Origin of the sequence: Nakamurella sp. PAMC28650 (assembly GCF_014303395.1) — a bacterium.
Taxonomy (GTDB): domain Bacteria; phylum Actinomycetota; class Actinomycetes; order Mycobacteriales; family Nakamurellaceae; genus Nakamurella.
Window position 1 is genome coordinate 2,157,552 of record NZ_CP060298.1, and the last position, 13,961, is coordinate 2,171,512.

11 protein-coding genes are annotated in these 13,961 nt (G+C 58.5%); 10 read left to right on the forward strand and 1 reads right to left on the reverse strand.

Features of this window, described 5'->3' with window-relative positions; all coding sequences use genetic code 11:
- Positions 1-14: 14 nt before the first annotated feature.
- Positions 15-1,238 (reverse strand): ROK family protein, encoded by a 1,224-nt coding sequence (locus H7F38_RS09840; RefSeq protein WP_222618570.1) that lies wholly within the window; start codon positions 1,236-1,238, stop codon positions 15-17.
- 1,325 nt (positions 1,239-2,563) lie between these two features.
- On the opposite strand from H7F38_RS09840, the gene H7F38_RS09845 reads away from it, so the two are divergent.
- The 10 genes from H7F38_RS09845 to xylA all read left to right on the forward strand — a co-directional run bounded on the left by H7F38_RS09845 (position 2,564) and on the right by xylA (position 13,809).
- Positions 2,564-4,147, forward strand: coding sequence for a sugar ABC transporter ATP-binding protein (locus H7F38_RS09845; RefSeq protein ID WP_187093906.1), 1,584 nt, complete (start codon positions 2,564-2,566; stop codon positions 4,145-4,147).
- 77 nt (positions 4,148-4,224) lie between these two features.
- Positions 4,225-5,190, forward strand: coding sequence for an ABC transporter permease (locus tag H7F38_RS09850; RefSeq protein WP_187093907.1), 966 nt, complete (start codon positions 4,225-4,227; stop codon positions 5,188-5,190).
- Positions 5,191-5,241: 51 nt separating this feature from the next.
- Positions 5,242-6,270: an ABC transporter permease gene (locus H7F38_RS09855; RefSeq protein ID WP_187093908.1), complete on the forward strand. Its 1,029-nt coding sequence runs from the start codon at positions 5,242-5,244 to the stop codon at positions 6,268-6,270.
- An 86-nt stretch (positions 6,271-6,356) separates the two neighbouring features.
- Positions 6,357-7,541, forward strand: coding sequence for a sugar ABC transporter substrate-binding protein (locus tag H7F38_RS09860; RefSeq protein ID WP_187093909.1), 1,185 nt, complete (start codon positions 6,357-6,359; stop codon positions 7,539-7,541).
- A 33-nt stretch (positions 7,542-7,574) separates the two neighbouring features.
- The gene (locus H7F38_RS09865) at positions 7,575-9,272 is read left to right on the forward strand and encodes a GMC family oxidoreductase (protein ID WP_187093910.1); all 1,698 of its coding nucleotides are present in this window, start codon (positions 7,575-7,577) and stop codon (positions 9,270-9,272) included.
- Positions 9,269-9,970 carry a gluconate 2-dehydrogenase subunit 3 family protein gene (locus tag H7F38_RS09870; RefSeq protein WP_187093911.1) on the forward strand — a complete coding sequence of 234 codons (702 nt, stop codon included), beginning with the start codon at positions 9,269-9,271 and terminating at the stop codon, positions 9,968-9,970. The genes H7F38_RS09865 and H7F38_RS09870 overlap by 4 nt, the downstream gene beginning before the upstream one ends.
- A gap of 116 nt (positions 9,971-10,086) precedes the next feature.
- Complete coding sequence (locus H7F38_RS09875; RefSeq protein WP_187093912.1) at positions 10,087-10,800, forward strand: cysteine hydrolase family protein; 714 nt, start codon at positions 10,087-10,089, stop codon at positions 10,798-10,800.
- Positions 10,801-10,916: 116 nt separating this feature from the next.
- On the forward strand, positions 10,917-11,927 hold the full coding sequence (locus H7F38_RS09880; RefSeq protein WP_187093913.1) for an aldo/keto reductase: 1,011 nt from the start codon (positions 10,917-10,919) through the stop codon (positions 11,925-11,927).
- An 81-nt stretch (positions 11,928-12,008) separates the two neighbouring features.
- Positions 12,009-12,437, forward strand: coding sequence for a heme-binding protein (locus H7F38_RS09885; protein WP_187093914.1), 429 nt, complete (start codon positions 12,009-12,011; stop codon positions 12,435-12,437).
- A gap of 184 nt (positions 12,438-12,621) precedes the next feature.
- Positions 12,622-13,809, forward strand: a complete 1,188-nt coding sequence (gene xylA, locus H7F38_RS09890; RefSeq protein ID WP_187093915.1) for a xylose isomerase — start codon at positions 12,622-12,624, stop codon at positions 13,807-13,809.
- Positions 13,810-13,961: the final 152 nt, after the last annotated feature.

Consider the following 13,961-nt stretch of genomic DNA (forward strand, 5'->3'; position numbering starts at 1 on the left):
ACAAGAGTCGAAAATTAGCTACCGCTAAGCTCAACCGGCTTGATGAATTCCGACCCTGCAGGATCGCTCAGAATCGCGGCAAAGGCGAGCTCCGCGGCACCCACGAGTAGCAGCTTAGACCCGAGACGAGCTCTAGTGATTCGTACACATGCCCATGAAGCGGGAAGAGCAGCCCGGGCGGCCGCAAACTCAAGCCGCTGAGGATTAACCACGTACAGCGAACCCAAGAAGCCTCCTAGAACGATCAATTCTGGGTTGAGAATACTAACTGCGCTTCCCAAAGTTGCCCCCAGGAAATCGATCTGACGGTCTACGACAGCACGCACGACGGGCGATGTGGATGTCACAAGCGCTTGTTCAAGTTCGTCCGCATCGACTGCCCCTACGCCCAGTGCTTCGGTGAGCGCGGACCTAGTGACGTTCGCCTCGAGTGTGCCCGAAAATCCGGCGTTGTCGACAACACCTGGGCCATCATTCATCCTGATATGCCCGAATTCCCCGGCGTAGCCGGCTGAGCCACGCAGGGCAACGCCGTTGGAGATGATGCCACCACCAATCCCGCTGGTTCCACCGTTCAGATAGAGAATGTCATCTAATCCGCGTCCGGCTCCGAACAGTCGTTCTGCCATAACGCCAAGGCTGGCATCGTTGTCTGCAATTACAGGGAGATTCGTTGCCCCCTCCAGATCGTCGGCGATGCACTCATTCGTCCATTTCAGACCTGGTGCATTGTGTACGACCCGCCCCCCACCGCGAACCAGACCAGGAACTGCAACACCAATACCAACAATCCGCGTCCGGGTACTCTGGATGCCTTGAATAATTGCGGCTGAGATCTTGACGACCTCGCCGGCGCTTGGAGGCTCGTCCGTATTGTATCTGATTCGATCGTGGACCACCCCTCCGAGGCCCACTACGCCGATTGTCACGGCATCCATCTCAGCGCTTACAGCGATCGCGACGGTGTCGCCGTTCGGCCGTACGACAGTGCTGGGACGACCGACGCTCTTCGTTTTCTCCGCAGTTGCCTCGTCAACAAGGCCGAGAGCAACCAACTCGCCCACCAAATCGGCGATTGTGGATCGGTTTAACCCTGTTCTGCTAGTCAAAACTGATCGCTGGATGGATCCTGAGTGGTGCACCATCCGCAGGATCATCGAGAGGTTCAGTTGACGCACGGTCTCCAAGTTGTTGCCTCGCACCATTCCGGGCAGGTTGTAGCTCTCCTTGTTGCTCACCAGGAACGCGCCCTCTCTTGGTCAACCATTCTGCTCGCGCTCGCCGGAGATCATAGGGCGGCACGTGTCGCTAGCTGCGCACTGTGCAGCGGGCGGCAGAGGCTCAGTTGGCTTCAACGTCCAGTGATGTAGGCGACGCCGGTCAGGCATGTGGGTCACTCTCCAGTCGCATCTCGGGTGGATTCGCCCCGCGGCAAGCGCATGGCCCGGACAATCGAGGGCCCCGCGGGTGCGGGCTCGCGTCGCTACTTTAGCGTGCGATCTGACGATCCCCACGAGGAACTTGTCGGTTCACACCACTTATCCACAGGCGGGTCCGCAGGTGACCTCTCTAGAGACCGCTCGAGGTCAACGCGGGGGCCTACACGTCACCCGTTCGGGGTAGCGATCCCGATGGAAGCGTCGAGCGTCCCTCCCCGGCCTTGGCGAGTTTTCACCGCACCGCGCTGGACGCCTACAGATAGCTCAAGGCACCAGACGGCTCATGGTCGGCCTGGTCCGTCCACATCCGTAGACCCGTCGAAGCAACCGTTGTCGCACCTGCGGTTGCCGCGGGGGCTCGGACGCCCCGCGGGTGAACCACCCTCAAGTCCCATCCAGGTCGCGCACGACTCAGTGGCTGGCGGGCCCCTCCCGGCACAAGGCGAGGGGCGAGCAATACCGAACGCCGGACGACAGGTGTCCCGCTCAGAACTTCCGTCCGAGTCCACAGACATCAACTCCGCTCGACCCTCGGAGCCTGGCCAGGTTCAGGGGAACCCCAAAAAATCGGTCCAGGCCCTTGCGTTTGTTGTCTGAACCAGCAATACTCCCCCGTAAGAGGGATCAAGCCCCCAGTCGAGCTCCCAGCCGAGCTCTCTAGCTCAGCTCGTTTCAACGTTTGCCACAGCCCAACGAAGGGATGGCTTTGTCCATGAACGCTAATGCGTCAAAGCCGGGCCATCCGACGCAGGATCTACAGCCGGTGGCGAAGCGCCACCCGGGGGTGACCGACCTTGACGGAGTGCCCTTGCGGGTAAGGCCTGCGGAAACCCAGGCCTTACTGGGCAGGAACAGCGCCGGCAAGTCGGCTGTCCAGGGGGACACAGAACCTGCCACCGGCACCATCCCAATGGGCTGCAAGCAAATCGACATCGGGCGACGAAGTGACGCACCAGGCCACGGCATCGCAACGATATATCGGGATCTTCCCCAGGTGTCCGCTCTGACCGTGCTCGGCCACGTCTTTCCTTGGCCGGGATTTGGGGTCGCGGATCTTAAGGTTCGATCTCAAACTCAACCGCGTGGGACCTCCACACGCTATCTTAGAGAGGATTAGCAATTTCGTGACCAATCCGACTGCGCCAGACGACTTTCTATTAGAGCTTGACGGTATCACAAAACACTATCAAGGTGTTACTGCCCTCAACCGTGTTCACTTGAAAGTCAAACAGGGAGAAATTCACGCACTACTTGGTGGCAATGGTGCCGGTAAATCGACACTGTTCAGCATCATATCGGGCCTAACTGTTCCCGACGAGGGCACCCTAACTTTCGAGGGCAACCGACTGAATCTACGCCACCCCAAGGAGGCCCTCGATCGAGGTATCACAACGATATATCAGGAACTGTCGCTCATCCCAGCTTTAACAACGCTCGACAACATTTTCCTCGGTCGGGAGGTCCGGTCGTCAGTCCTTGGCGTAAATCTAAAACTTGATAGAAAAGCTATGGAAGCACGTGTGCGTGTCCTTGCCAACGAATTTGGCTTGAAACGTCAGGATCTGAAGACACCGATTGATGAATTCGGGGCGCTCAAAAAGCGGGTCATAGAAATTGTTAAGGCGCTCGCATTCGACACCCGACTCCTCATCCTCGATGAACCCACATCAGGCTTGGAGCAAGAAGAGCGAATCGTTCTGTTCGAGCACATGCGGGTTCTTCGTGAGCGTGGAATCTCTCTCATTTGGGTGACACATCAAATTGAAGAACTGTTTGGCTTGGCGGACACCGCGACGGTCCTTCGTGACGGCCGCAACGTCAGTTCGGTACGGGTCTCGGACACGACGACCGATGAGCTCCTTGGCATGATGTTCGGTATCAGCGCCGAGGAGTTTGGTGCCTCGAAGGCGCCTGCCGACAACCACGCAGTCGACCTAAAAGAGGGGCGTCGCGAGGTCCTGGCATTGAAGGGCGTAAATAGGCGCTTCGTGCTCAAAGATATCTCATTGCAAGTCCACGAGGGCGAGATCCTCGGTATCGCCGGTCTTGCAGGAGCGGGTCGGACAGAGCTGGCTCGCGCCATTATGGGTATGGACAAAATCACCAGCGGTGAGGTCGAACTCAATGGTAAGCGTGTGCGGTTTCGCGGATCGAGCAGTGCCTATAAAAAAGGCTTGGCACTTCTCCCGGAAGATCGAAAGCAGCTAGGTATTCTACCGGAGATGTCAGTTGCCGAGAACATGTCGATTTCGAACCTTCAGCGCGTTACACGCTTCGGTTTCGTACTTCGCAAAGCTGCCGAAGCTCGGCTCGCCTTGGACTACGTTCAGCAGCTTTCGATCAAAACACCGAATGTTCAAGAGAAGATTCGGAACCTGAGCGGCGGTAACCAGCAGAAAGTGATCGTCGCTCGCTGTCTAAGCACCGATCCGTCCCTGGTGATATTCGACGAGCCGACGCAAGGAATTGACGTTTCAGCCAAAGTTGAGGTGCACAGACTTGTCCGCGATTTCGTGTCTGCCGGGGGGTCCGCGATCGTTATAGCATCCGAGATCGAGGAGCTACTTGAGCTAGCCCATCGAGTAGTCGTCATGAGGGAAGGTCGAATCGTGGGGACCGTGACAGGCTTGCCAGCCAAATTGGCCGCAGGACAGTTCGAAGCCGTCAAGAACAGGGTGTTGTCACTGTCTGGGGGGAAGCTGGCATGAATGTGCGGACGATACTGGTTCGAGCGTCGACAACCACTGGGTTGCCTATCGCCGTAGCTCTGGTTACTGTAGCGTGCGTGTTCGGGATACTGGCACCGCCGTTCCGCAGCTTCTCAAATATCGCAAACTTCATCGGCAATTCGGTACCGGTCTTGCTGATCACGGTAGGTGTCGCGATCGTCATCATTGGCGGGGGAATCGACTTGTCGATGGGTACAGTTGCTGGACTGAGTGCCGGCGTGACGCTGTGGACCTTGGTCTCCGGCGCCTCAACACCAATAGCAGTACTCGCGGGTGTTGGTGTCGGCCTGGGCTTCGGATTACTGAACGGCTTATTGATCACAATTTTCGGAATTAGCGATTTCATCGTCACCCTGGGAAGCCTAAGTCTCGCGTCGGGTGCTCTCGCCGTGCTTGTTGGCACGACTCAGTTGTCCGGAGCGAACAACTCGGCCTTTTCCGCCATCGCGAATGGAAGCGTCGTCGGCATACCAAATCCAATTTGGATCGCCACGATAATTGTGTTGCTGGTGCAGTTCTTCCTAGGAATGACCATATTCGGCAGACGAACATTCGCTCTCGGGATTCGTTCCGCCGCCGCAGACAGTGCTGGCGTGAGGATCAAAAGTGTGCGATTGCTGACCTTCACGATGTCTGGGTTACTCGCTGGAACTGCGGGGGTGTTGTTAGCATCGCAGTTGGGCGCGGCGCAGGCTGCCTTGGGGGCTGGGTTCAACCTGACCGCTATAGCCGGTGCGGTCATCGGGGGTGTTAGCCTTGCTGGCGGACGGGGATCAGCGTGGGCTGCAATATTCGGGGGCCTTCTCCTGGCGACCATCCAACAAGGCCTGCGGTTTATGGGTATCGACGCCATTTACTTCACGATAGTCACCGGCCTGTGCATTGTTGGTGGCGTCGTTTTTGACAGACAAGTCCGACAATTGGGTCTTAGCATTGCACGCAAGCAAAACGGCGAAGTTCGCGTGATCCGCGTGCAACCTCCGGCCGACCAGGACGTACCTGCAACGTCAGTTGGGAGTTGAAGTAGGATGCCACCAATCTCGCCCATCCCGTCTCGATCGGATCGACGGCCGGTGCAGCTCGCCACAGCGCTATTGTCGGACCCGATCATCGGTGTAGTTGGCATGATCGTATTGGCCGCTGCCGTTACTGCGATTGCTCTTCCAGTATTTATCACGGGATCCAATCTGTATAACGTGGTAGAGACAAGTCTAGTAGTTATGATCTTGGCCATGGGTATGACGGTGGTACTCATCTCGGGGGGGATCGACTTGTCGGTGGGTTCCACGATGGCGCTTAGCGCCGGCACTCTGGGCCAAGCCATGCTGGCCGGGCTACCGTTGATCGTCGCGTTCTTGGCTGCTCTAGTTGTCGGCGTGACAATTGGCTTGCTGAATGGCCTTATGGTTACTCGGCTAGGCCTGCCCGATTTTGTTGCCACCCTCGCGATGTTTGGCTTCGCTGGTGGAATCTTGTACATTTGGACACAAGGCGTGCCGCTGATTGGCTATATGGTTCCCGAGTTGTACGTGGTTGGCGGGCTCAGGCCTTTGCTTGGAACCGTCACCGTTCCTATGCTTATCGCGCTTGTGGTAGCTCTCGCTCTGGGAGGGATGCTGGCGCTGACTCGAACTGGGGTCCACTTGTTCGCAGTGGGAAGCAGTAGTTCGGGCTCATTACAATCAGGATTGAAAGTCGGGCGAACGCGCTTACTCGCCTACGTCATCAGTGGGCTCTGCGCAGGTATCGCCGGCATCATCATGGCCGGCCGGCAAACAACAGTTCCAGCCGATCTTGGAAGCGGCTACGAGATTCAGGCTATCGCTGCAGCCGTAATCGGCGGCGCTACGCTCAGTGGGGGTCGCGGTCGGATCCTGGGCGCAATTCTCGGATCGGTGTTGTTGGCTGGCGTACTGAACATAATCTTCCTTGCCGGAGTCCCGTCCAGTTATCAGGACATTGTCTCCGGCGGTGTCCTTATCGCCGCGGTCATCGCTAATCGTTTGGGAGCGTCCATAAATTCCAGGGTACGTCGGAGGAATGCGTCCAAGTTGGGTATCGACGAATTGGATACATCCTCCATGTCGGCTGCAACTTCGTAGATCGAGAAAGGAGGTCAATATACGAACCGAAGTGTGCTGAGATGTTAGATCCGTGCAACTAGAAGTCAAAACGAGAGGAACTGATGATGGCATACACACTGGGCAGGACCAGTCACAGCCCGTCGCGAAGGATGCTGTTGATTGCTGGCATCACTGCCGTCGGGACCGCAGGGTGTTCAACAGTCGCTAAGCCGGTTACAAGCAGCGCTACCGAACCCAGCGGAAATGCCGCGTCGGCGGTGTCGGGTGAGGGCAGTTTTGGTCCCGATCCAGCTGCGGACGCGGCGATCCGCAAGATTGTCAATGGTCGAACAATCTCGATCGGATTCGCTCCCCCGATTCTTTCGGAGTGGTATCAGCAGGTGCAGAAGTCTGCTTGGAACACCATGAAAGACTACTCCGACAGGTTCGGTGTTAAGTGGACCTGGGAGCGTCAAGGAGCAAATGACGCCCACTCCGGAAGCAGCATCACCGACACTATTCAAGGGTTCGTCGCTCGCAAGGTCGACGTCATGTTCGTCTGTTCCGCGGCTAAACCCGCGACGAACCAAGCGCTATACCAGACGGCTGCGGCGCAAGGGGTGAACACGTACCAATTCAACCAACCCGTCGAAATCACCAACCCAAATCAGAACACACAACCAACGGCCGGCTTGGCGAACGTCGCTAACGTCGGTTATGACAACCGTTGGCAGTCAGGATACATCGCGGGCCAGTACATCGCGCAGACGCTAAAGGGCAAAGGGACTGTGATAGCCATCACCGGTCCTTCGGGCTCCGATTGGACGACGCTAAGACTGCAGGGCTTTCGACAGGCCATCGCAAACTATTCAGGCCTGACAATTGTGGCCGAGGCATCGGGTGATTACGTGCGCGACAAGGGACTAGCCGCTGCGCAAGCGCTGCTTACTAAGTACCCGCATGTCGACGCTATCTACGGAGAGAACGAGGACATGGCTCTCGGGGCCTCGGCGGCGGTGTCGGCAGCCAACCTGAAGCTTTGGAATGGGAGCTCGGGGATCGTTGTAATTGGTGCCGACGGACTCGTCTCCGGCATGAAGGCAATCCAAGGTGGAACTTTAACTGCGACCGTGGACGTAAATTCTGTTGAGATTGGTCGTCAGCTCATTGAGACAGCGTTCGCGCATGAAGTGCTCAAGCAGAACGTGCCAGTATTCGAAGATGTCTCAACCGCTGTCGTTGACGCCACCAACGTGGATTGGCACCTCGCGAACCTACAAGGAACGATGGCTGGGCCCGGAAATTATTAAAGGATCTATGTTCATGGAGAGGCATGATGCACTATGAAGCGCAAGATGGAACCGGTTGATGTAGTTATCGTAGGGCTGGGAGCTGGTGGCGGCCCGGCCGCAATGGTCCTGAGCCAGGCCGGATACAAAGTTGTCGGGTTCGACAAGGGCCCATGGCTGCGGCCCGCCGAACACTACTCAGGTGACGAACTGAAGTATCAGAACCGCAGCTACCTGTGGCCCGACGTAGACCTGATGCCCAGGACAGTTCGAAGCGACGACCAGTCAGTTGCCGAGATCTTCAATTTCTCCCCGGTGCCGTCCAATGTTGGCGGGGGCACGAGTCACATGGCGGGTTGGACTCCGCGTCCCAGGGAATCGGACTTCATTTTCCATTCACTGCACGGAGATTTGGCAGGTGCCAACCTGGCTGACTGGCCGATCCGGTACGAACACCTCGAACCGTATCTGACAAAGGTGGAATGGACCTACGGCATATCTGGGCTGGCTGGTGCCGACAAAGGTGCGGCGTTCCGCAGCAAGGACTACCCGAGCGAACCGCTGCCGCCGACCCGCTTCGGTAAGAAGTTCTACGAGGGGGCGAGCGCTCTCGGGATCAATGCGTTCCCGCTACCGATGTCGCACCTCACCGAAGGCAACGCGCTCGGCCGGCCCGCGGTGAACCGCTCCAGCTTCTGGAACCAGTATGGTGACCCCACCGAAACCCGTTCTAGTGTCACCACGACCTTCATCCCGCTGGCCTTGGCGACCGGGAACTTCGAAGTCCGAGCGGACAGCTTCGTTCGTCATGTCAAGGTGGACAGGCAGGGTCGTGCGACCGGCGTAGTTTACGTCGACAACGACGGCGTGGAGATCGAACAGGATGCGCGAGTTGTCATCCTGGCCCTGGGTGCGATCGAGTCCGCGAGGCTGATGCTGCTTTCGAAGTCTGCTCGATTCCCGGACGGTCTGGCGAATGATTCCGGGGTGGTAGGCAAGAACGCCACATTCCACGAGTATCTGTTCGCAGTAGGGCTCTTCGACAACGAGCGCGACGAGCCGCTGAACGGATGGACGGGGAACTATCAAAGCGGTGGTTCCATGCATTTTTACGAAACGGACGAGAGCCGCGGCCATATTGGGGGTGGAATCATCGCCACCACTCAGACCGGACAACCAATCAACATGATCTTGCCGGGCCGTCCGACATGGGGCCAGGCCATGAAGGATGCCGACCGCAGCTACTTCAGCCATGCCATGAAGATTGGCTTCATTCTACAGGACATGCCGCAGGAAACAAATCGGGTGGATCTGGATCCGACAGTGAAGGATGCGTGGGGTCTACCGGTTGCACGTATAACCAACCGCCCCCACGCCAACGACCTTGCGATGAGCCGATGGCAGATCGACAAGAACATGGAAATCCTGCAGGCGGCTGGTGCAACGCGAACGATTCCCGTGTATCTGGAGCGGTTTACCGGCAACGCCTGCCACCAACAGGGTACCGTGCGCATGGGAATTGACCCCGAGAAGTCCGTTCTCAACGAGTGGGGGCAGGCGCATGGTGTCGACAATCTGTTCGTGTTAGACGGTGCGGGCTTCCCGACGGCGCTGGGAGTGAACCCGACGCTCACCATCATGGCCAATTCCTGGCGATGCTCGGATTACATCGCCCAGACACATCTGCGAGGGCGGGCCGACCGGCTGGAGTTGCCAAATACTGGCGAAGTTCGACGACAGGAACCGAAATGATCTCGAAAGCTGATTGGGAAGAAGTACCCGGGACAATTGATTCTGATTCGGATGAAAAGTTGTTCTTCTCCGTCCACGAGTGGGACACCATCGACGCTGCGGCTTCGCGCATCATTCCGACGGACGCCGATCCTGGTGCCCACGAAGCCGGAGTGATCGTCTTCATCGACCGATACTTGTCCGGGATCGAATTCAACTTTGCAACTGCAGCCGGCGGCGGCTTCCTGCAGATGGCTGGGAAAGATGCGGTCGCCGCCCGGGCCCGTAACGCCAATATGCAGCGGCTCTACCGGGGCGGGGTGAAGGAACTCGACCGGATCGCGGGCGAACTCGGCCAGCAGTCGTTCAAAAGCGCCTCCGCCGACGTCCAAGACCAAGTGCTCGAGCAGCTCAGTGGAAGCCCCAAACCCGCGCCAATATCGTTGGACTCGCGCGAGGTGTTCCACTCCCGACTGCAGGGAAACACCGACGACGGCATGCCGTTTTTCCCGACGTTGTGCCTTCATGTCCGTCAGGGCTTCTATGCTGATCCGGTGTACGGAGGTAACAAGGGGCAGGTAGGCTGGCGGGTTATTGGGTTCCCTGGCCCTAAGTGCCTGCGGGACACCATGGACGGTACATACAGCACAGCGGAGTATTTCGTGCAAGAGTACGACTGGAGTGAGTTGATTCCAGGCTTCAAAGCCTCCGGGGGCTAGCTCAAGGGTATGAGGCTCTATTTGCAGTATCAGTCGGACATTCTCCGGAGGCTCATTATTGTTGGGCGTGCCGGTGGTGTTTACTTATAGCGCTCACATAACGGAAGGAAGCACACATGACCACATTCCAGGAACAGCTCGACAGGTTCGTAGACCGCTCCCATCGTTTCATCCCGAATACCATTGACCTCAGTAGGACGGTGGTCCACGCCATGGATATTCAGAATTTGTGTCTGGATCCAAAGGGCGCAGACTACATCAAGAGCGTGGGCGGCGCCCCGTCCGGCGCCGAATCACTGGTGCCGGCCAAAGCGGTTCTAGAATTGGCTCGGGACAAGGGTATCAAGGTGATCTGGTCCCTCTGGGGCATGGATCCCGACGGGGCGGACCTCGGTGTGTGGGGACTGAAGTACCCGTCGTGGAGGGAGCCGGACTCGCCCTTCAATCATGGAACGTGGAACGGAGCGCTATGTGATGGGTTTGTGCCACAGAAGGGCGAACACGTCTTCCAGAAGCACCGCAATAGTAGCTTCTACAACACCGCGTTCAACGAGTACCTGGCTCAGGACAGCGCCGAGTACCTGGTGATCATTGGGTCTTCGACGGGCAACTGTGTTCCCACGACCGCCCGTGACGGGTTCGACCGCGGCTACAAGGTCATCGTCGTGGCCGACGCCGGTACCGCAATACCGGTGCACACCCCAGGCCGTGACGAAACGCCCGAGGGCTACGGGCAATATTGGGAGTCGCTCCGCAACATTCAGGCCCAGTACGCGGACGTCGTGTCCAGCAACGAGTTCGCAGCCCTGGTAGAGCGGTCCGCTAAGTAGCCGCGACTCGATCGCCGTCAGGGTTGGGCTCGAACCCACAAGCCCAACCCCGAAAGCGTTCCCAGGTCATCTAACAGTGATGGTCAAACCAGGTGCGGCTTTCCGAGGGGAGTGACATGACTTACTGCGTGACCGACCGGCGGAAATTTGGGCGGCAGGATTGGTCCACTACTGTGTTGTCATTTGGCTCAGTACCCATCGGCAACATGGGTAGGGCAATGTCGGCAGGTGAGGCCGAAGGCGTCATCGAACATGCGTGGGCTGCGGGCGTGAGGTTGTTCGACACCGCCCCCATGTACGGGCATGGACTTGCCGAATCTCGCCTCGGCAGTGGCCTGGCGGACGTCGATAGAGGCTCCTACGCCCTAATAACGAAGGTGGGCCGCAGGTTGAGCGCGGCGCCGCTGGATTCATTCGACTCAGCGCCCTGGGTCAATGTGCCGGCAATGAAGTTGGAGTACGACTATTCCTACGACGGAGTCATGCGTCAAGTGGAAGACAGCCTCCAGCGGATGGCAACAGACCGGTTCGATGTGCTGCTGGTGCACGACACGGATCGATGGACGCACGGTGCGGAACAACCTCAGCGATTCCGGGAAGCTCTCGGCGGTGCTTTCAAAGCCTTGGTGTCACTCCGCGACGAAGGAGTGGTACGTGCTATTGGTATCGGCGTCAACGAAGTTGACGTGTGCCTGGCAGCAGCCAATGCGGTCGATATCGACTGCATGCTGATTGCGGGGACCCATACCCTGCTCGATCAGGAGGCTGCCCTGGAGCTGCTCCCGCTATGTCAGTCTCGGGGGATAGCCGTTGTGAATGGGCGAGTGTTCGGATCTGGAATCCTTGCGACCGGGTCGACACCTGGTGCCCGGTTCGACTACGCGCGAGCTGGCGATGAAGTGCTGAGTAAGGTCCGTGCGATCGAGGAAATTTGCCAACTCCACGACGTTCCCCTCGGGGCGGCGGCTGTTCAATTCGCGGCCAAGCACCCCGCCATAGTCAGTGTCTGCCTTGGCGCGCGCACCGTCGTGCAGCAGCAACAGAATTATGACTGGTTCGAACAGGAGATCCCGGACGATCTCTGGGAGGACTTGCGCACCGCGAATTTGCTGGCCGAACACCGCTGATGTGGTGAGCCCGGTCGGTTGCTCACCTCGGGTCCTTCGACGCATCCGGGCCTTCCCTCCTCAAGAAAGAATGGGTATGCGATGCTCGAGACAGCATTAGCTCTGGCTGCCGCGGCGCACAAGACGGCCACCGAGCTTGATATCAGCGTGGTCGTCAGCGTGGTCGATACACACGGAAACTCCGTACTGCTGCATCGGATGGACGGGGCGCCCCTTCACTCACTCGACATCGCCTTCCGAAAGGCGTACACGGCTGCGTCGTTCGACGTCGACACCGAGAGCTTGACCGACCTGGTTCAGCCAGGGCAGGCGCTGTACGGGTTGGCCGTCAACTCCGGCGGTAAGTTGATCGCGTTCGGAGGTGGTGCGCCGGTTGAGCTGGCCGCAGGCGTCAAGGTCGGTCTAGGAATATCCGGTGGGACCACTGCTCAGGATATTCAGGTTCTAAAGGCTGCGATTACCTCCTACCAACAAACGGCGGGGTCCCTGGCGCCGGAGATCGGAACGTAGTGGGGGTGAACGGCACTGCGGCCTTCATAATTGAATGCCGCAGCCGGGCCACCTCGCGGCAGGCAGTGTCGAGCGGTTCCGGCGATCTGGGTAGCGGAGTCGAGGGTCCGCCGGAACCGTTCTGACCTGCTGTGCAACAACGTCCCTGACGCCAACTACACGATGAAACACCCTCGGAGGAAAAATGACCCCCCAGCCGACACGCGACGACAAGTTCAGCTTCGGACTTTGGACAGTGGGCTGGCAGGCTCGGGACCTGTTCGGTGAAGCCACCCGCCCAGCAGTCGCCGGCGTGGAAGCGGTACACAAGCTGTCCGAACTCGGCGCATACGGCATCACATTTCACGATGACGACCTCGTCCCCCCAGGATCGACAACCAGTGAGCGGCGGCGAATCCTCGATGAATTCAAGCAGGCGTTGGCTGACACCGGTCTCGTGGTGCCGATGGTGACGACCAACCTGTTCGGCGACCCGATTTTCAAAGACGGTGGCTTCACCAGCAACGACCGCTCCGTGCGTCGCTATGCCCTGCGTAAGGTCATGCAGAACATGGACCTCGCCGCCGAACTCGGCGCCCAAATTTACGTCTTCTGGGGCGGTCGGGAGGGCTCCGAGGTCGACTTCGCCAAAGACATCCGCGCTGCGCTCGATCGCTACCGCGAAGGGATCGACCTGCTCGCGCAGTACTCCATCGACAAAAAGTACGGAATGCGGTTTGCTATCGAGCCGAAACCCAACGAGCCCCGCGGCGACATCCTGCTGCCCACCATCGGGCATGCACTAGCGTTTATCTCTCAGTTGGAGCACGCCGACATGGTGGGCATCAACCCAGAGACAGGGCACGAACAGATGGCCAGCCTCAACTACACCCACGGCATCGCGCAGGCATTGTGGCAAGACAAACTGTTCCATATCGACCTGAACGGGCAGAAGGGGCCACGCTATGATCAGGATCTTGTGTTCGGTTATGGCGACCTTTTGCAAGCATTCTCCACCGTTGACCTACTGGAGAACGGTGCACCTGGCGGCGGACCCACTTACAACGGGGACCGCCACTTCGACTTCAAACCGTTGCGCACCGAGAACATGGACGGCGTCTGGGAATCGGCGCTGGCCAACATGGAGCTCTACATGACACTTCGCGAGAGGTCGAAGGAGTTCCGCGCAGACCCCAGGGTGCAGGAGGCGCTCAACGCTGCCGGAGTTGCTGAGCTCGGCCGGCCGAGCCTAAACGAGGGCGAAACCCATGAGCAACTCCTGGCCGACCGGGGCTCATTCGAAGATTATGACCTGACCCCAGCACGCACCAAGGGCTACGGTTTCGCCCGTATCCAACGCCTAGCGCTAGAACACCTCCTCGGAGTTCGCTGATGGATAGGGTCCGTGTGACATCTCGCCCGCCGGGTAGTGTTTCCTGGTTGGTGTCCTTGTATTAATTGTTTTATACGTGTCACCCCGGTTGCGTTATCGATAAGGGGTGAGCAGCGGCCCAAGTTGGCGGGGCCGGGGGTGCGCCGATGCGC

Bases quoted from the DNA above. Each gene is read 5' to 3' on its own strand.
- H7F38_RS09860 (WP_187093909.1), top strand. From the start codon at position 6,357: ATGGCATACACACTGGGCAGGACCAGTCACAGCCCGTCGCGAAGGATG.
- H7F38_RS09865 (WP_187093910.1), top strand. From the start codon at position 7,575: ATGAAGCGCAAGATGGAACCGGTTGATGTAGTTATCGTAGGGCTGGGA.
- H7F38_RS09870 (WP_187093911.1), top strand. From the start codon at position 9,269: ATGATCTCGAAAGCTGATTGGGAAGAAGTACCCGGGACAATTGATTCT.
- H7F38_RS09875 (WP_187093912.1), top strand. From the start codon at position 10,087: ATGACCACATTCCAGGAACAGCTCGACAGGTTCGTAGACCGCTCCCAT.
- H7F38_RS09880 (WP_187093913.1), top strand. From the start codon at position 10,917: ATGACTTACTGCGTGACCGACCGGCGGAAATTTGGGCGGCAGGATTGG.
- H7F38_RS09885 (WP_187093914.1), top strand. From the start codon at position 12,009: ATGCTCGAGACAGCATTAGCTCTGGCTGCCGCGGCGCACAAGACGGCC.
- xylA (WP_187093915.1), top strand. From the start codon at position 12,622: ATGACCCCCCAGCCGACACGCGACGACAAGTTCAGCTTCGGACTTTGG.